The sequence below is a fragment of the Nicoliella sp. ESL1106 genome (assembly GCF_058509965.1).
In genome coordinates this window covers 591,777-610,119 of record NZ_CP196340.1, presented here as the reverse complement: position 1 = coordinate 610,119, position 18,343 = coordinate 591,777, and the positions used below count along the sequence as shown (strand labels likewise).

At 41.5% G+C, this 18,343-nt stretch carries 16 protein-coding genes; 9 read left to right on the top strand and 7 right to left on the bottom strand.

Annotation, left to right across the window (positions count from 1 at the left end):
• The first annotated feature begins 14 nt into the window (after positions 1-14).
• The 5 genes from ACSVI6_RS02385 (at position 15) to ACSVI6_RS02365 (ending at position 7,061) form a co-directional block, all read left to right on the top strand.
• The gene (locus tag ACSVI6_RS02385) at positions 15-1,208 is read left to right on the top strand and encodes a quaternary amine ABC transporter ATP-binding protein (protein WP_491720897.1); all 1,194 of its coding nucleotides are present in this window, start codon (positions 15-17) and stop codon (positions 1,206-1,208) included.
• Complete coding sequence (locus ACSVI6_RS02380) at positions 1,208-2,071, top strand: ABC transporter permease (RefSeq protein WP_491720896.1); 864 nt, start codon at positions 1,208-1,210, stop codon at positions 2,069-2,071. The genes ACSVI6_RS02385 and ACSVI6_RS02380 overlap by 1 nt, the downstream gene beginning before the upstream one ends.
• A 10-nt stretch (positions 2,072-2,081) precedes the next feature.
• Entirely contained in the window at positions 2,082-2,981 is a 900-nt protein-coding gene (locus tag ACSVI6_RS02375) for a glycine betaine ABC transporter substrate-binding protein (RefSeq protein ID WP_491717122.1), read from the top strand.
• Positions 2,982-3,081: 100 nt separating this feature from the next.
• The gene (locus tag ACSVI6_RS02370; protein ID WP_491720895.1) at positions 3,082-5,001 is read left to right on the top strand and encodes a M13 family metallopeptidase; all 1,920 of its coding nucleotides are present in this window, start codon (positions 3,082-3,084) and stop codon (positions 4,999-5,001) included.
• A gap of 68 nt (positions 5,002-5,069) precedes the next feature.
• Positions 5,070-7,061: a S9 family peptidase gene (locus ACSVI6_RS02365; RefSeq protein WP_491720894.1), complete on the top strand. Its 1,992-nt coding sequence runs from the start codon at positions 5,070-5,072 to the stop codon at positions 7,059-7,061.
• A 43-nt stretch (positions 7,062-7,104) separates the two neighbouring features.
• Here ACSVI6_RS02365 and ACSVI6_RS02360 read toward each other — a convergent pair whose 3' ends face one another.
• The 3 genes from ACSVI6_RS02360 to ACSVI6_RS02350 all read right to left on the bottom strand — a co-directional run bounded on the left by ACSVI6_RS02360 (position 7,105) and on the right by ACSVI6_RS02350 (position 9,674).
• Positions 7,105-7,287: a hypothetical protein gene (locus ACSVI6_RS02360; protein WP_491717119.1), complete on the bottom strand. Its 183-nt coding sequence runs from the start codon at positions 7,285-7,287 to the stop codon at positions 7,105-7,107.
• A gap of 13 nt (positions 7,288-7,300) precedes the next feature.
• Entirely contained in the window at positions 7,301-8,731 is a 1,431-nt protein-coding gene (locus tag ACSVI6_RS02355) for an MFS transporter (protein ID WP_491720893.1), read from the bottom strand.
• 79 nt (positions 8,732-8,810) lie between these two features.
• The gene (locus ACSVI6_RS02350) at positions 8,811-9,674 is read right to left on the bottom strand and encodes an alpha/beta hydrolase (RefSeq protein ID WP_491717117.1); all 864 of its coding nucleotides are present in this window, start codon (positions 9,672-9,674) and stop codon (positions 8,811-8,813) included.
• Between the two features lie 158 nt (positions 9,675-9,832).
• Here ACSVI6_RS02350 and map point away from each other — a divergent pair, with 158 nt between their 5' ends.
• On the top strand, positions 9,833-10,627 hold the full coding sequence (map, locus tag ACSVI6_RS02345; RefSeq protein ID WP_491720892.1) for a type I methionyl aminopeptidase: 795 nt from the start codon (positions 9,833-9,835) through the stop codon (positions 10,625-10,627).
• Positions 10,628-10,661: 34 nt separating this feature from the next.
• Here map and ACSVI6_RS02340 read toward each other — a convergent pair whose 3' ends face one another.
• The 3 genes from ACSVI6_RS02340 to ACSVI6_RS02330 form a co-directional block, all read right to left on the bottom strand.
• Positions 10,662-12,011, bottom strand: a complete 1,350-nt coding sequence (locus ACSVI6_RS02340; protein ID WP_491720891.1) for an MFS transporter — start codon at positions 12,009-12,011, stop codon at positions 10,662-10,664.
• 56 nt (positions 12,012-12,067) lie between these two features.
• On the bottom strand, positions 12,068-13,255 hold the full coding sequence (locus tag ACSVI6_RS02335; RefSeq protein ID WP_491720890.1) for a glycoside hydrolase family 3 protein: 1,188 nt from the start codon (positions 13,253-13,255) through the stop codon (positions 12,068-12,070).
• 119 nt (positions 13,256-13,374) lie between these two features.
• Positions 13,375-14,988 carry a BCCT family transporter gene (locus tag ACSVI6_RS02330; protein WP_491717281.1) on the bottom strand — a complete coding sequence of 538 codons (1,614 nt, stop codon included), beginning with the start codon at positions 14,986-14,988 and terminating at the stop codon, positions 13,375-13,377.
• 325 nt (positions 14,989-15,313) lie between these two features.
• Here ACSVI6_RS02330 and ACSVI6_RS02325 point away from each other — a divergent pair, with 325 nt between their 5' ends.
• On the top strand, positions 15,314-15,712 hold the full coding sequence (locus ACSVI6_RS02325; protein WP_491720889.1) for an HXXEE domain-containing protein: 399 nt from the start codon (positions 15,314-15,316) through the stop codon (positions 15,710-15,712).
• A gap of 42 nt (positions 15,713-15,754) precedes the next feature.
• Here the strand turns inward: ACSVI6_RS02325 and ACSVI6_RS02320 are convergent, their stop codons facing one another.
• Positions 15,755-16,987 (bottom strand): MFS transporter, encoded by a 1,233-nt coding sequence (locus ACSVI6_RS02320; RefSeq protein WP_491719992.1) that lies wholly within the window; start codon positions 16,985-16,987, stop codon positions 15,755-15,757.
• 166 nt (positions 16,988-17,153) lie between these two features.
• Here ACSVI6_RS02320 and ACSVI6_RS02315 point away from each other — a divergent pair, with 166 nt between their 5' ends.
• Together ACSVI6_RS02315 and ACSVI6_RS02310 are read left to right on the top strand one after the other, a co-directional pair.
• Complete coding sequence (locus tag ACSVI6_RS02315; protein ID WP_491720888.1) at positions 17,154-17,681, top strand: hypothetical protein; 528 nt, start codon at positions 17,154-17,156, stop codon at positions 17,679-17,681.
• A gap of 143 nt (positions 17,682-17,824) precedes the next feature.
• The gene (locus ACSVI6_RS02310; RefSeq protein WP_491720887.1) at positions 17,825-18,301 is read left to right on the top strand and encodes a hypothetical protein; all 477 of its coding nucleotides are present in this window, start codon (positions 17,825-17,827) and stop codon (positions 18,299-18,301) included.
• The last annotated feature ends 42 nt before the right edge of the window (positions 18,302-18,343 follow it).

Here is an 18,343-nt window from a genome sequence, read left to right as displayed (position 1 = left end):
TCGGGAGGAATTTTATGACCACCAAAATCGAAGTCAAAGGATTAACCAAGATTTTTGGTAAACACATTGGCAAAGCTAAGGAAATGATGAAAAACGGCAATTCCAAAGCAGCTATTTTAAAAGAAACTGGTAGTACCGTCGGGGTGGATAACGCCTCATTTGCAGTGAACGATAATGAAATATTCGTTATCATGGGCCTATCTGGAAGTGGCAAGTCGACCCTGATTCGAATGCTCAATCGGTTGATCGAACCAACCGAAGGGACAATCACACTCGATGGCAGTAGTGTTACTAGTGCTTCTAAGGATGAATTACGCCAAATCAGACGGACCAAAATGGATATGGTCTTTCAAAATTTTGCGCTATTCCCCAATCGCACCATCATCGAAAATACCGCCTATGGATTAGAAATTCAAGGCATCGCTAAGGATGAACGACTAAGTAAAGCGCATGATGCCCTTGAATTAGTTGGCCTTCATGGTTATGATGATGAATTTCCTAGCCAACTATCCGGTGGAATGCAACAAAGAGTGGGCCTTGCAAGAGCCCTTGCTAATGATCCTGAAATTTTATTAATGGATGAAGCGTTCTCCGCTTTGGATCCGTTGAACCGTAAGGAAATGCAGGATGAATTAATCGACTTACAAGAATCCGTAAAGAAAACGATCATCTTCATCAGCCATGATTTGAACGAGGCCCTGCGCATCGGGGATCGAATCATGATCATGAAGGATGGTGAAATCGTCCAGATTGGAACGCCAGAAGACATCTTACAACACCCCAAGGATGAATACGTAGAGGCATTTATCCAAGGTGTTGATCGAACAAAGATCTTGACTGCAGAAAACGTCATGATCAGACCCGCTACGATTAACGTTGAAAAAGATGGGCCTAGAATTGCACTCCGCAGAATGCGCGATGACGAAATCTCTAGTATCTATGCGGTTGACAGCGAACGCCACTTAGTCGGGCTAGCAGATGCTCAATCGGTCGACGAATTAATTCAACAAAATGATCGTGACATTCAAAAGGCAATTCAAACTGAGATTCCTACCACCGAATTGAACACCCCGATCAAAGAATTGTTCAAAACAATTTCTAAGACAGCGGTTCCAATTGCCGTCGTCGATGATCAAAAGCGGCTCCGTGGAATTATTATCAGAAGTTCAATTCTTGAATCACTTTCAGGAAGTCAGGGGGGTAAATAATGAACTTATTCTTTGCACAATCACAACCAATTCCAGTAGCAGACTGGATCAATCATTTCGTAAACTGGCTAACTCAATTCGTGGGCTTTTTCAACGGCATCACTAACTTCATTGGTGCAATTATCAACGCTTTCCAATGGGTGTTTGACCTTTTACCAATTTGGTTGTTCATCATCATAGTGCTTGCAATCACCTTTTATGCATTACGCAAGGCTAAATTCATTGGATTAATGGCTTTCGAATTGATTGGCTTACTCTTCATCTGGAACCAAGGGTTCTGGCGTGACATGACCCAAACGCTATCATTAGTGCTAACATCTAGCCTGTTGATCGTAATTATCGGGGTGCCGCTTGGAATCTGGATGGCTAAGTCCAAAACGGTTGCCGCCATCTTGAAACCAATCTTAGATTTTATGCAAACCATGCCCGCATTCGTGTACTTGATTCCAGCTGTCGCCCTCTTTGGAATCGGAATGGTTCCTGGGGTCATCGCATCGTTTATCTTTGCCTTACCACCAGTCGTTCGCATGACCAACTTAGGTTTATTGCAGGTGCCAGGTGACTTAATCGAAGCCGCCGATTCATTCGGTTCGACGAGTTGGCAAAAATTAGTAAAAGTGGAGCTACCACTTGCCAAGTCAACGTTAATGTCTGGTGTGAACCAAGGAATGATGCTGACCCTTTCAATGGTGGTTATCGCCTCGATGATTGGGGCCATGGGACTTGGTTCTCAGGTCTACTTCGCAGTTGGCCGTAACAATGCGGGGGCTGGATTCACCGCTGGGCTGGCAATCGTAATTCTAGCCATCATCTTGGACCGTATTACGCAGGCCTTTAACCGTTCTAAGCAACCAACGAAGTAAGGAGGGCCATATGAAACGTAAACACCTATTAATGATCGTCCCAGTCATTTTGATCACCTTCATTTTAACGGCTTGCCAGAGTGTGACCGCTCCTTATAATCCAAAGGAAAAGCTCGGTCCGCAAATCAACTATACGATCACTGGAATTGATGCTGGAGCAGGAATTATGGCCTCGACTCAAAAGGCCCTGACCGAATATCCATTAGCCCAAAATAAATGGCAGCTTCAAACCAGTTCTACGGCTGCGATGACCAGTACTTTAGATAAGGCGATCAAATACAAACAGCCGATCGTAATCACTGGTTGGCAACCGCATTGGATGTTCACCAAGTATCCGCTCAAGTTCTTAAAGGATCCCAAAAATGTTTATGGGAAGACAGAACAGATTCACACGATCACTAAAAAGAATCTCAAAACCAGTAATCCAGGCGCTTATCAGATTCTCAAACAATTCCACTGGACGCCTGCTGAGATGTCTCAAGTCATGCTCCAAACAAACGCGGGAGTTGACCCTGCCAAGGCGGCTAAGGATTGGATCAAAAAGAATCCCCAAAAAGTTGCCGAATGGACTAAGGGTGTGAAAAAGGGTAATCAACCAGTCAAGATGACCTATGTTGCATGGGATTCAGAAATTGCATCGACCAATGTAATTGCCCAAGTGCTTGATTCAATGGGTTATAAGACCACGATCCAAGCAATGGAAATGCAACCAATGTGGGTCTCAGTTGCTAATGGTTCTGCTGATGCAACCGTGTCCGCATGGCTGCCTAATACCGCTGGATTGTACTACAAACAGTATCAAAGCAAAGTTGATGACGCAGGCGTTAACTTAAACGGTGCCAAGGTCGGATTGGCCGTTCCAAAATACATGAAAAACATTAATACGATTGAAGATTTAATTAATAAATAACATTGAAGATCCTATTTGTTTAAAGGCGGTTTACGTTACTTGTGAGCCGCTTTTTTGTATACTATAATTAATCAAAATTTGGATATGGAGGAATTTTTTTATGAGTGACACAGTAAATCAGGCCCTAATCAAAACCGATATTTACCAAGCAGTTAACGGTGAATGGTTAAAGGATGCCAAGATTCCAGCTGACCATGCTTCTACTGGTGGCTTCATGGATTTAGTTGATGACATCGAAAAAACATTACGCAGTGATTTTAAAGCCCTTAGCGAGGGGAAATGGGAACCAAGTAATCCCGAAATGGCTGAATTTAAAAAGTTCTACCAACTAGTATTTGATTTTAAAAAACGTGATCAAATCGGTGCTGAACCACTGAAACCCATCTTGAAACGCATCGAAGATCTTGATTCATACAAAGACCTAGATGATCAATTATCAGACTGGATTCTATCAGGCTTACCACTGCCATTTAATTTTGAAATCGAAGCCGACATGAAGAACGCTAAGATCAACGCCCTCTTCTCTGGGGTACCTAGCTTAATTCTGCCCGATAAGACCTACTATGCTGCTGGCAATGAAGCTGCTAAGCAATTAATGCCTGTATACACGCAAATGGCACGGCAATTATTAGTAAAGATCGGCTACTCTGCTGATGAAGCCGAAGCGATGGTTGAAGAAGCTAAGCATTACGATGCCCAAATTGCTCCAAACGTTAAATCAGCGGAAGAAAATGCTGATATCACTAAGATTTACAACCCTAAGAAGTTTAGTGAATTTGTCAAGGCTACTGATAAGTTAGACCTTAACAAGGCGGTTACCGAATTAATCGGTCAAACCCCCGATCAGATTATTGACACCGAACCAGAATACTTTGCATTCTTAAAGGATCTCCTTGATGATAATAACTTCAATTTAATGAAGAGTTGGATGATCGTTAAGACCGCTATTTCATACAGTAATCTTTTATCGGAAGACTTACGCGTGCTCGGTGGGACATACAATCGGGCCGTTTCAGGACAAAAAGAACCTGCTAGTAAGGACAAAGCAGCCTACTACCTTGCGACAGGCGTCTTTGATCAAGTTACTGGTGATTACTATGGTAAGAAATACTTTGGTGAACGCGCTAAACAAGACGTGCATGACATGGTCGTAAAGATGATCAACGTCTACAAGCAACGGTTAACTGATAACGATTGGCTAGGTGAAGCTACCCGCCAAAAGGCCATCACCAAACTTAACTCCCTCGTCATTCAAGTGGGTTATCCAGATGCCATTGACCCCATCTTCAAGCAATACAAGGTCGATACTGAAGAAGACGGTGGTACGTTGATCAGCAACGTTGAAAAATTTGGTAAAATCACAACCAAAGATTCCTTTAGCAAGTGGAACCAACCAGTAGAAAGAACTAAGTGGGAAATGAGTGCTGATACGGTCAATGCCTACTACCATCCTTTCAAAAACATCATTGTTTTCCCAGCTGCGATTTTACAAGCTCCATTCTACAGCTTAGATCAATCATCGAGCCAAAACTTCGGTGGGATTGGTGCCGTGATCGCCCATGAAATTTCCCACGCCTTCGATAACAATGGTTCGCAATTCGATGAATTCGGGAACATGAACAACTGGTGGACTAAGGAAGACCACGAACATTTCGACCAACTCGCCCAAAACATGATCAAGCAATTCGATGGCATCCCATTTGCTGGTGGCAAGGTCAATGGTAAATTAACCGTTTCTGAAAACATTGCCGATGCTGGTGGCCTTAGCTGTGCCGAAGAAGCTGCCAAAGCCGAACCAGACTGTAATTTAGCTGAATTCTTCATTAACTGGGCCCGCATCTGGAGAAATAAATCGACTGAACAAAGAGAACAGCTACTGCTTTCGATTGATGTTCACGCCCCTTCCGAACTAAGAGCGACCGTCCAAGTAAAGAACCTCGCTGACTTCTACACCACATTTGATGTTAAACCAGGCGATGGAATGTATATGGAACCAGATCAACGGGTCAACATCTGGTAATTTATCAATCCATTCGATTGAGTGCTATAATATCAGTGGATTCTGTTATTTTATAAGGAGGAATGATAATGGCTCAAGGCGTTTCAAATCATGATTTATTTAAATTAAAATCCATTACGCAACCAACTGCAATTGGGGATCGTTATTTCTTTGTTGAAAATGGAATTGATGAGGAAAGTAACCAATATTACAGTAAGATTGCTAGTGTCGATGAAGATCAGAACTACACAATTTGGGCTGATGGTGGGATTAATGTCAATCCCATTGTCTGTGATGGCAAACTCTTTTATTTACACAGAGATGCCCAAAAACACTTCCAAATTATGGAAATGCCACTTACTGGTGGAACCGCTAAACAAATTACCAGTGGCAATAACATTGAACAAATCAAAAAATCAAGCGATGAGCAAACGCTCGTTTTAAAAATTACTAAATCACGGGTCAAAACGAAGTATGAAACATCTGACTTCCCAGTGCCCCGCCACGTTAATAAAATTTTCAATCGGTTAGATGGGATTGGGTGGCTCCCAAACGATTTAAGTTATGAGTTAGTTTACTTTGATGTTCATACGCACCAAACGATCACCCTATTAGATGTTAAACATGACTTTGATCTAAAAACAATTAGTGCCGATAATATGAAAATTGTCTATACCAAATCCAATCACCCTGATTTAAAGACCGATTATGATCCCACTCAGGGGGTATACATGTACAATGTTGATACCAAAGAGGAAACTTACATCACTAAAAGTGTTGATGGTGGGATCTTCTCAGATGCCCAGTTCTCCCCTGATGGCAAACAATTGGCATTAATTGGTAACACCAATGAACACCCTAATTGTACAGTCAATAACTTTTGGCTATATCAATTTGATGATGAACAATTAACTAACGTTACCAATAGTGATGATAAATATGACTGTGGGTATGAAAATGGTTTAGCTGCTGACTTTGCTCAACATAAATTGGGTAAGGCGATCCAATGGCTAGATAATGATCATTATGTCTTCCATGCCTATCATCATGGCCGCAGCATCCTATTATCAGGGTCTGGTAATGAATATCAACTCCTTCATGATGGAATTGAAGATGTATATGACTTCAGTGCTTTGAACGATCACCAAATCGTCTTAAGCGTTTCCAAACAAGAAAAGCCTAGTGAACTCCAAGTGCTAAACATCGATGGTCAAAACGCTGACGTTACAACGATTTTCAATCCTAATGCTCAGTATGAAAAAGACCATACTTATGCTAAGTCCGATCATTTTATCTATGTCTCCAAAGATCAAAAGGTCCAATTAGATGGTTGGACGATTCACGCTCATAACTTAGCGGATGGCCAAAAGAGTCCAGTCATCCTATACATTCATGGTGGTCCCCATGCTGCTTATGGTGAAACATTCTTCCATGAATTCCAAACGCTTGCTAACCACGGCTATGCAGTCGTATTTGTCAACCCAAGGGGTTCCACATCTTACGGTCAAGCATTCGAATCTGATGTGATTGGCCATTATGGTGAAAATGACTATTCAGACGTCCTAACTGGTTTAGACTATGCATTAAACCAATTCCCGAACCTAGATGCTGATAAACTCTTCGTTGCTGGTGGTTCTTATGGTGGATTCCTCTCCAGTTGGATCATCGGCCATAACGACCGCTTTAAAGCAGCCAGCGTGCAAAGACCCGTTACTGACTGGCAAGCACTCTATGGCACCAGTGACGTTGGTTTTTGGTTCAACCGTACTGAACTAGGGGTTGATTTATTCAAGGACGCTAATGCCCATGAGGTATACTGGGATAAATCACCACTGAAATATGCTCACAATGTAAAGACGCCAGTTAGAATTCAACACGGTGAGTACGACATGCGATGCCCTACCAACCAGAGTGAATCTTACTTTACGGCGGTCAAGCAAACTGGCACCGATTGTGATTACATTCGTTATCCGCAATCATTCCATGGTTTCTCTAGAAACGGATTGCCTAACCTAAGAATTCAAAGAGTTGATGATATCCTTGAATGGTTCAACCGTTATAAAAGCGACCCACTGAAGTAACCATTCGAAAAAAAATCCTGATGACATTCGTCATCAGGATTTTTTATTTTTTGTGGTTGTGTTTCTTAAAGGCTTCATAAACGCCCACAACGGCTTCTAAGAACATTCCAGTTGCCATCATTCGCATTGCGATCATTTGAGCATTCATATCGTTATTAAATGAAAAGTATATCAACACACCATAGAAAATTAAGAACATCACAGAAACTATTTTAGAATTACACATCATTAGTCGGCTCCTATTTAGTTTGGTTCGTCCGTGAACGAATCATAAATGCAAATAATAACCCGACTAGTTCTAATACTAGCATGGTCACGAACACAATGTGATAAGCATTATGATTAGCAACGGTTTCAGCAATGCCACTCGCTTTTTGATTTCTTGCAACATTGGTTAAAATTAAAGTTGCTACAGCAACCCCTAGCGAACCTAAGATTTGCCGAGCGGTCGTGGTAACAGCAGTCCCATCAGCAACGACATCTCGTGGCAATGAATTAGCCCCTAACGTAACAGCAGGCATCATTACAAAGGCGTTCCCACCTTCGATCAGCATTGCCAATAAAATCATGACCCAGATGTTAGGTTGACCAGGAATCACGGCCAGTAATAACCAACCTAATACAATCATCGTCATCCCTGATAACATGGTTTTCTTAAAGCCGATCCGATCGGCTAATTTACCAGTCAAGGGGTTCAAGAAGCTAAGGAATGCCGCACCTGGAACCAATGCCATCCCAGAGATAAATGGTGACACCCCTAAAATATCTTGGTAGTAAAGTGGAAAGACAATCGTCGTTACGATCAATGCAATGTAAGAAATTCCAGTTAAAAGCACCGATAAATCGTAGTTAAAAGTCTTTAAGACCTTTAATTGCAAGAGCGGGTGCTTCATTGTCCATTGCCGATATACGAAGATGGCAACGAATAAAATACTTACCGCTAAAATAATAATTGCTTGCCCCAAGTTGACGTTTGGCTTACCAATCATATTCACTACGTACAAAATCCCTGCAAATCCAACCAATAAGAAGGTGGAAACGTAGTCTAAGCTACTCTTCTTATGGGGCATTACATCCTTAATGGCATGAAAACTTAGGAATAAAATAATCGTTGCCGTTGTAATGAAGAACACGAACAACCCATGCCAATCGGTAAACTTCAGTACGACCCCAGAAATAATTGGTCCCACTGCTAAGGCAGAACCCATTACTAATCCTGCCAGTCCCATCGTGCTCCCCCGTTGATCCTTAGGAGTGATGTATAGTAAGACCGATTGATACGATGGGAATAAAATCCCCACCGCAACGGCCTTTAAGATCCGCCCCACCATCATAATCGGAAAGGTAGGCGCAAATAAGATAATAATCGATCCAACATCAAACAAAATAATTACAGATATAAATAAAGTCCGAAACCCGATGTTGTTCAATAACCATGGACTGACCGGCATCATAATGCACATTACCAGCATAAAAGCGGTCGTTAACCACTGCACGGTAGTCGCCGAAATATTAAAGTAGCGCATGAACGTAGGGTAAACAGTCGATAAAGATGATTGACTGATCGACATCGTAAAGCTTCCTAATAGAAGAACAAAGATAAACCAAGAACGGTTAAATGGTTTGCCATGTAAGTCATAGCTTACCTTTTGTTCAGCATTTTGGTTCATTATTAATCACCTCAAATTATAATCATTATAAATTGATAACTACTATATTTTATAACGATTACAAACAAAAGTAAATAGATTAGCGCTTATCAAATAATGCCTTTTCTACTAAACGATCGACAACGGGATGGTTGAACAATCCGAAATGATTGGCATCACTACCAGTTAGCTTAATTGCTTGGTAGTTATCAGTCCGTTTTTTGACCAGATACTTTAAGGATTCGGAAGAGACGTTGGTAATGACGCCATCGTTATTGCCCTTGCCCGCACTATTACCGTAGATATTTAATACCTTCACGTTCTTAGGCATCGTCTTAGTACTGGCTAGAATATCATCATATGAAGGATATTCCTTCGTTGCTTTTCTCATGATCAATGGCTTATCATCGTTGTTCAAATGATTAGAATTAGCCTTATCATTAGTCTTCATAACCCCATTATAACCAGCACAAATTGAAATCAACTGGCTTAATTCTGGGATGCTAGTATCCTTGTCACTAGCGGTCATTAAAGCAGCAACCGCACCCCCACTAAAACCAACTGCATTATAGTTATTGTAATCATACTTACTCTTTAGATGGACCAAGACTTTATATAGGCCATGCATTTGATCATATACAGTGGTTTTATTGCCAAAGGTTACCTTAATCAGTGGCTGAGCAGTTTTTTGCGTTAACTTGCCCTTGTAAACGGGATTACCATTTTTAAAGGTAATGCTGAGACTCTTATTGCCCCCGTCCCGTTCACCAATCGTCATTAAATGGTTCGCAGCTTTAGTAGATGAATTCGCACCGTTTATGTACAGAGTAGGAACGGGACGATTAACTTTTTTGCTGGTTTTATTTAAATCATTATCATTGTTAATGCTAACGAATATTGCAGCTGCTAATACGATCACTAGCGCTACCACTAACATGATGGTTTGTTTTGCATGCTTAGTCACGAAAATCAGTCTCCTTATATATTGTCTAGATATAAGAATACTAGAAAATTCAACTAATTTCATTAAAAAGTGTCGATTTAAACAATTTCATTAGCATGATTCGGCCAAAAGTAGTAAATTAGATGGTGAGATAATAAAATAAGGGAGCGAATGATTAGATGATTACATTAAAATCACCTCGTGAAATCGAAAAAATGGCCGAATCTGGTGCGATTTTAGCTGGGGTTCATAAAGGATTACAAAAATTAATCAAGCCTGGTTTAGATACATGGGAAATTGAAGAATTTGCTGATAAGTATATTACAGACCATGGTGCCAAAGCCTCAGAAAAGGGTTTTGACGGCTACAAGTTCGCTACTTGTATCTCCATTAATGATGAAGTAGCACATGGAATTCCTCGCAAGGGCCTTAAGTTAAAGGATGGCGACATCGTTAAGGTCGATATGTGTGTGAATAAGGATGGCTTTGAAAGTGATTCTTGCTGGAGTTACGCTGTTGGCAACGTTTCTGATGAAATCAAAAAGTTAATGCAAGTGACCCACGATGCCTTATACCTTGGAATCGATCAAGCAGTGATCGGCAATCGGATCGGTGATATCGGTGCGGCAATCCAAGAATACGTTGAACAACAAAATGATTTTGGTGACGTGCGTGAATTAATCGGTCACGGAATTCAACCATCCATTCACGAAGCACCAAATGTGCCTGGCTATGGACATGCTGGCCAAGGGATGCGGTTGCGTGAAGGAATGACGATTACGATCGAACCAATGGTCAACACTGGTACTTGGCAAATTACCGATCGTTACGATAAAAAAGACGACTGGACCTACTACGTTTCAGCAGACGGCACTCCATCTGCTCAATACGAACATACCTTAGCAATCACTAAGGATGGTCCTAAGATTTTAACTTCTCAAGACCCCGAAGCGGATCAAAAATACATGCTTTAAAATGAAAAAGATAATTCCAACCACTCGGTTAGAATTATCTTTTTTTACTTACATAGTATCCCCACATCAATAGTCCATTAATAATTGAAAGCAAAATCGAAAAGATACTGAAGATCTTAAAACCATTAAACACCCCAAAATGGGATTGCATTAACGCCCCCACCGTCGTTCCCATCGAACCCATGAACATCTGAAAGGTTTGAATGATCGCGGTGGCATCGGCTTGATCAGAGCGCACCTGGTCATCAATCGCAGCGGTTTGGGCCCCAAAGTAGGCCATGTTCCGCCCGATGATGTAGACAATGTAGGCAACGATAATGGCAATTAACCCCAACTGGTTGGTAAAAACAGCCATCACGACTACAGCAGTCATGAAGATCGCATTCCCTAGATACATCGGGAGCTTACCACCGTGGTTGTCGTACATCCTACCGAAATAAGGATTCAATATCGCCCCAGTCAACGCCCCTGGTAGCAATGAAAATCCTGCAATAAAACTAGAGGTGTGCAGGCCGTTTTCGGCAACGTTCGGGATGATCAAGTCTAATCCCAGCATCGAGAACATGTACAGCGCAACCGGCGTAAAGAGGGCTAAGAACTGCCCCTTCTTAAATAGCTCGAGGTTCAAAAATGATCGTTTTGAACGGCGGATGTGCAAGACAAAGCCCACTAATGTCACCACAATCACTAAGAAGAACGGCCAATTAAAGCCATTCGTTTCTATTTGGTTCACAAGCATTAAGCTCAGCGTTAAAATCACCGTCAACAACGTAAACGCAATGAAATCAAAGCCATTCGTGTGTGAACGATTGTCAACATGGGTAATCGTCTTCCAGCCCAACAACACGGATAGTGCAGGAGCGATCAATAAAATTATAAAAATCGCCCGCCAGTTCATTAGGTCTAAGACTAACCCACCATAAGTTGGGCCAAACGAGGGTGCGAGGCTCACTACTAGTGAGGAGACCCCCAGCCACGTCCCAATCTTAGCGCGTGGCACGGTGTAGATTACAATGTTAAATGACAATGGCATCGCAACTCCAGATGAGATTCCTTCTAATACCCGTCCTAAAATTAAAATCGGTAGGTTCGGTGCAAACGCCCCGACTAGCGAACCAACGATAAAGAGGATGATACTAAATAACCAGACCGCCCGAATGCTAAACCGCTTGTTCGTGTAGGCACTGGTGGTAATGGCTGCCGTAACTGCTAATAGATAGGAGGCCGTGACCCACTGAATCGTATTCAGATCACTACCAAAAGTTTTAGCCAGGGTGGTAAACGTTACGTTCATGGAAGTTTCGGCCATGATTCCGGAAAATGATAGTAATGCTACTGAAATAATTGCTAAGATCGTCTTTAACGAAACATGATTTGAATCCATCTCAATCCCCCTTCCAAAATAAAAAGCCAAGCGTTAACTTGGCTTCCAATTACAGACTACTTGTAAATCCCAACTTTTTGTTTCATTTCTAAGATTCGCCGCACTGATGCGTCGACCTGTTTAATTGAGATTCGCTTATCCTTAATTGCTCGTTTTAATGCTGGAATTCCACTTCGGTAGTTACTAGACATCAACATGTCGTTACCAGCCTCAAATGCAAGAACATCGGCATTCACCCGATGGGCACTGGCGTATTGAGTAACCGCCCCCATCTGAAGACTATCGGTAACGATAACCCCGTTGTACCCGAGATCAGAGCGTAATAGTTTAACCACCTTAGGCGATAGTGAAGCTGGCCGATATCTATCGACACGGTTCAACACGATGTGGGTTACCATGATCGAATCAGCGCCAGCAGCAATTCCAGCTTTGAAAGGTAGGAAGTCAACTCGTTTCAAATCTGAAAGTGAACGGTTGGTAGTGGCACCCCCGACGTGGGTGTCAGCAGCCGAACCATAACCTGGGAAGTGCTTTAGTGAAGTCGCAACTCCCTGGCTTTGAATGGCTGGAACGACTGCTTTGATGTAGCTCGCAGTCTTAGCAGCACTTTGACCAAATGTCCGCGCGTAGATAAAGCTGTTCCGATTGGATGAAACGTCAGCATCTGGTGCGTAGTTCCAGTTAATTCCAAGCGCCTTTAAATAACGGGCGGAGCGTTTAGCTTGGGCCAATACGTTCTTCATTCCACCACTGTGGTAAGCCGCTTGTGGTGATGGATAGTAAGTTGACCCTGAGATGGCCCGATTAATGCTTAGTCGTGAAACCGTCCCACCTTCTTGGTCGGTCCCGATCATTAACGGAATTTTAGCGCTATTTTGCATTCCCTTAATGTGATTTTTAAATGAACTCCGATTCCCTGTAAAGTCGGAACTGCCTAAGATGACTCCACCAAGGTGGTAGTTCTTAACAGCGGCCTTAGCTGCAGCGTCATTTCTAGAAACATCGGCAACGTAGAGCTGCCCTAATTTTTCAGATAGTGACATCTTATTGATTGTCTTTTGAATCTGATCTTCTGAATCCTTCGTATGCTTAACTGAAGGCTTAGTCTCCTTTTTTGACTGCTTAGAATTAATCAACGTAATTGCAGCCATCACAGAATTGGAATTGCCAGCCTGGGTAGCTAATAGACCCACTCCAGCAATCACTATCCCACCAGTAAGTAAACCAATCAAAAATTTCTTCATCAAACAAACCTCCAAAGGCGATTTTTATTATGCAGCACTTTTAGTATATATTAATTTTTTATTAAATACAAAAAAACATCGGAAATTTATCCGATGTTTTTAATTTAAAGCGTCATTATTTAATCATCATGGTGATCATCTGGCGATAAAATCAAATCACCATCAACGGCATTACGCCGCTCAACAGTAATCTTTTTCCGCCGAATACGGTTTTGACGTCGAACTTCACGCCATTCAGAACGTTTGACCTTAATCGTTTTAATCGATTCATCGTTGCGCAACATCTTCCAAATTGAGTATAGAATGAATGGCACCACGAACATCAATGGAAATCCAGCTAGTGTACAGAAGGTCTGAATCGTTTCAAATCCCCCGACCATTACTAAACTAAACGAGAAGATGATAAAGATGACCACCCAGGTCATTCGGTTGGCCCGACTTGGTTGTTCGCCCCGTGCTAATGGCAAACTGGTGAACGAAGACAAAACGTAGGCCGATGATGAAATCGTGGTGGCTAAAAAGATAAAACACGAGATACAGTAAAGTGCGAACATAACGAATTTTAATGGTAATGTCGAAAGGACCGCTGCAATTACTGCCGATTGTCCCTGGGTGCTTAAAATATGGATTAGATCAAGCGTCCCAGTCTTTTGCAACCAGAGTGAATAACCACCGAGGATGGCATAAAAACTCATACAACCAAGCGCCCCGTAGGTCAACATCCCGACTACGATTTGGCGAATCGTCCGTCCCCGTGAAATCCTGGCAATGAACAGACCCATAAATGGCATGTAAGATAGCCACCAACCCCAGTAGAAAATCGTTTCTTGTTGAGTGGTATCAGCCCGTCCGTTGGGGATCGTATTGGTGCTTAACGGGATGAACTTCTGAATTAGCAATCCAATACTATTGGTTTCAGAATTTAAAATGTACACCGTTGGCCCGATTGCTAACACAATTGCTAGGAAAATCAATGCCGTCCAGATGTGCATGTTACTGAGCTTATCGATTCCACCCTTTAGCCCCTTGAAGACCGTGAAGGTAAAAATCACAAATAGGATCGCAAATAGCACTAATTTAAGTAGCAATGTGTCTGGAATCCCAGTTAAAGAACTCAACACCTTTGAAATAATCGGAATTTCTAGGCCGACCGAGGCGCCAACCCCACCCATGATTCCAAGCACCACGAGAATGTTAACGACCGTTCGTAACACCCTTTGCCATGACTTATCACCATTGAGCATTACGATTGAATCACTTAACGATTGGACCTTCAACTTTTTAACGTATAGGATGTAACCAATCGCAATCGTTGGGGCAGCAAACATCATCCAAGCCATCGGACCCCAATTATACTGCCCTAACATATGAGCGAGGCCATACGCCTCTTGCGAATACGGCTTCGCACCAAATGGTGGATCCTGTAAGTAACGCAATGGATCGACCATACTAAGCATTAGGATACTAGCATCAATGGCGGTCGCAAAGACCATTGCACCCCATTGAAAATTACCATAGGCTGGCTTTTCTTCCTTATCACCAAGCTTGATGCCACCATACTTGCTAAGAATAATAAAAATAAAGAAAACGAAGTTAATTACATAGATCCACATGTAGCCCCAGCCCATTTCACCTGACACCCATGCTAAGATCGAATTTAAAACGCCGCGAATCGAAGATCCGCCAATCATTAATATTGCTGAAACACAGATAAATAAAATGACCGTTGGAATAAAAATCACCTTATTGATCTTTTTATTTCTAAAAATAAAAAATCCTCCTCAAAAATTAAAAATGTTACCGAATTAAAATAAGTAACATAGTAAAATTTGAAACTAAACAGCTCGCCACGAGCGATATGTATATCGTCCACAACCGTTGGTGGTGGGTTGAAAATGACTATCAAATTTTATGTTTTCATTTTCTAACGTTTATTATAGAACAATTGTAACCGAATATAAAATATATTATTGATGTGTTTAGGGACGCCTAAATTATATCCCATAAGATAATTGCTCATAAACGGCGAATCACTCCCCCGGCAATAGTCTTTCAATCATGCTGGTCAACGTGATTGCATGGTTCATTTATGCAATCGCCATCATGCTACCAAATTGGTACTGGCTCAGATTAGGGGTCATCCTCTTCAGCCTCTTCCAAATTTTAGGGCACGTCTTCCAAATGACTATCAAGCTCAAGACCTGGTACAATCCGGGATTATTCACGACGGTCGTGTTATTCCTACCGTTAGGAATCGTCTTCATCAATAAGTTAGCGAAAATTGGCGCCTTGAACTGGTCAACCTGGTTGTTCGCAGTGTTAACCCTTTTGGCCTGCATTGCTTTGAGCATCGTCTTGCCAGTCCAGGCATTGAAGAACAAGAATACTAAGTACGTAATCAGCCCTTGGCAAGTAAAGCGCTACCATGAAGTCATTAAGTTTTGTCGAATTAAATAATCAAAAAAATCAGGTCGCTGGCTAGCAACCTGATTTTTTAATCTATTGATGAATCGTGTATTTGTTCCGTTTATTCGCAACGTTTGGTGTATGACTAATAATTTGGAAAATGATCAGGATGACCATTAACGCAATTATCGTTGCCCCAAACATCCCAATCCCAGGCATCGTCCCCTTGAATGGTGACACACTGCCCAGTGCAGAAATCACGGTTGGCGAAATTGCGGTCCCGATGTTACAACCAACTAATAACACGGAATTAGCAAGTGCGTTCGAGCCCTTCGGAGCAGCGACTTCCATTAGGTTAAAGAGGTAGTTACCGGCTAATGGGAAGGCACACCCGATGACCATCACGGAGATGATCAACATTGGAAAGCTGTGGGCGTAGTTCATAAGTAACATCCCAACTGAGAGGAATAACATCCCTGCTGAGAAGACGAACCGCTTGATAACTTGGTAGATCTTTCCGAACAAGAAGCCCATTACCATACTAGTCAACGTGAAAATGGTAATGACAAAACTAGCATCGGTCGCAGTCCCCATCTTGGCGTTGACAACGATCGAAGGTGTCAAGATACTAACGGCAGCCATCCCCATGGTTAGCAAGCAACAAATCACTCCAGCAGCGATGACCTTGAAGTTGACCCGTTGCTTAGCACTATCTTGGGGGTTGGCTTGATTAACTTGGGTGGTCGTATCGTCGGTAAATGGTGGAACGACGAACCAGAATAATGCGAGGACGGCAAAGATAACGATGTATGCAAGAAATGAAAATTGCCAACTGATGTTGAGCAATAGCCCAATCGATATGTTCATGATACAAAGGCCGACCTGTTCAAATGAACTCCGGTTCCCAAGCATTTGCGAACGATCTTCGCCAGTGTAGAATAGGTTCACCATCGTAATGGCAAGCGAATTCAATAAACCAATCCCGATTCCAAAGATGGCCCGCGAAACTAAGATCACCCATAGGTTTGGTACGAATGCTGGAATGATCCCAGTTATCCCCATGATCAATAGTCCTAAGCCAATACAGTTCTTCATCCCTAATTTTCTAGAAATCGAAGCTGAAAATAATAGCACGATAAAGGCCGGAATCTGTTGGATCGTGGCCACCGTGTTAACTAATGAAGTCGGATAGTTTGAAAATGTTTTCGCCATTGCGGGTAGTGCTGGTGAAACAGCAGTCCCAATTGTAATGACCAATGAAACAGCTAATATGGAAAATCGATGGAACAGCGTTTTGGAGTTCCAACTATTTGAATCCTTACTCATATGTGAACACCCTCTTAATAATTTAAACCAATGTATGTTCTTATTATACTCCCAATTTGTAAAACAATAACAAATTTTAAACCATTTAATGAAACAACTACAGTACTTATGTTTAATTTTAGTGTATACTGATAGTATACAAAACATATTACAGGGGGCGTTGAAATTGAAACCATTTTCTCAATTAATTAGCATCGCATTAACTGTTACAGTATTGGGTGGCGTGGGGATGGTAAATAGTTCCTCCACCGCTAATGCTGCTAAAACAAATATTAAGGGCGCTCCAAAGGTGTTAAAGGGGACTTGGGTGACTAAGGTCGCTCGCGCCGAACCAGAAGTTGAAGATGCCCGTTACCAAAAGAGCATCCTATTCGTTACAAATAAATCAATTGATGAATCAGGACTATTTTATAAGACTAAAACCAAGCCTGCTAATCCATTCAACAGTGCTGGTGGTTCCATTAATAGCGGACTTACCTATACTAAGAAGCATAAAACATATTATTTGAGCACCCGTGAAGGTAAGATTCGTTATTATTACAAGGTCAAAAGTTTAAACAACAAGCAAATCAAGGTGTACCTCGGCAATAGTTATTCGAAAAAGCATCCTACCAAGTGGGAATATAATGGTAAGTACTACAAACAATCAAGTAAAATCGTTAATTTTACGACGAAATATAAGTTTAAATATTAAAACAATGGGATAAAACGTTCATCATTAATGGATTTTTTATCCCTTTTTGTTAATTTAATTAAATCTACATTAATGCATTAAAATAAATAGATTTATTGATAAAAAAGATGGATAATTAAATTAATTATAAAGGAGTGACTAATATGAAAATAAAACGTCTATGGATTAGTGCAATCACCATCACATCTTTTCTCACGCTAACTGGATCATTCAATGCCAGTGCAGCAAAGTGGCATAAAGGAACCCCTCATTTTATGAAGGGCCGTTGGATTTCTAAAATGCACAAAACCCAAAATAATACTGAAAAAACGAAATTAGATCGAGAAACTAGTTACTATCGGGATGCATTTGTTATCAACGATATTAAGACCGATCCAATTAATTACAATCCATTTTGGTACGATCAAAATAAAAAATACTCCAGCACAGGTGCTATAAATGGTGCAGCAGCAAATGGTCGATACAAGAAGGTCGGTAAGAATAAATATATTTACAGTGAGTACTTGTATGCCGTCAATAAGCGTTCCAAGATACATATCAAAAAAATAAGCAAAAAACACGTCATTATAGCAGGAGAAAAATTTAAAAAGGTAAAAAGTTTTAAACCTTACTATAAGTAGGAATTCAATGGTAAGGCGGCAGCATGTTCAGTGATGGCGAAC

Coding starts and splice junctions, on each gene's coding strand:
- ACSVI6_RS02385 (WP_491720897.1), top strand. CDS start 15: ATGACCACCAAAATCGAAGTCAAAGGATTAACCAAGATTTTTGGTAAA.
- ACSVI6_RS02380 (WP_491720896.1), top strand. CDS start 1,208: ATGAACTTATTCTTTGCACAATCACAACCAATTCCAGTAGCAGACTGG.
- ACSVI6_RS02375 (WP_491717122.1), top strand. CDS start 2,082: ATGAAACGTAAACACCTATTAATGATCGTCCCAGTCATTTTGATCACC.
- ACSVI6_RS02370 (WP_491720895.1), top strand. CDS start 3,082: ATGAGTGACACAGTAAATCAGGCCCTAATCAAAACCGATATTTACCAA.
- ACSVI6_RS02365 (WP_491720894.1), top strand. CDS start 5,070: ATGGCTCAAGGCGTTTCAAATCATGATTTATTTAAATTAAAATCCATT.
- ACSVI6_RS02360 (WP_491717119.1), bottom strand. CDS start 7,287: ATGTGTAATTCTAAAATAGTTTCTGTGATGTTCTTAATTTTCTATGGT.
- ACSVI6_RS02355 (WP_491720893.1), bottom strand. CDS start 8,731: ATGAACCAAAATGCTGAACAAAAGGTAAGCTATGACTTACATGGCAAA.
- map (WP_491720892.1), top strand. CDS start 9,833: ATGATTACATTAAAATCACCTCGTGAAATCGAAAAAATGGCCGAATCT.
- ACSVI6_RS02340 (WP_491720891.1), bottom strand. CDS start 12,011: ATGGATTCAAATCATGTTTCGTTAAAGACGATCTTAGCAATTATTTCA.
- ACSVI6_RS02335 (WP_491720890.1), bottom strand. CDS start 13,255: ATGAAGAAATTTTTGATTGGTTTACTTACTGGTGGGATAGTGATTGCT.
- ACSVI6_RS02325 (WP_491720889.1), top strand. CDS start 15,314: ATGCTGGTCAACGTGATTGCATGGTTCATTTATGCAATCGCCATCATG.
- ACSVI6_RS02320 (WP_491719992.1), bottom strand. CDS start 16,987: ATGAGTAAGGATTCAAATAGTTGGAACTCCAAAACGCTGTTCCATCGA.
- ACSVI6_RS02310 (WP_491720887.1), top strand. CDS start 17,825: ATGAAAATAAAACGTCTATGGATTAGTGCAATCACCATCACATCTTTT.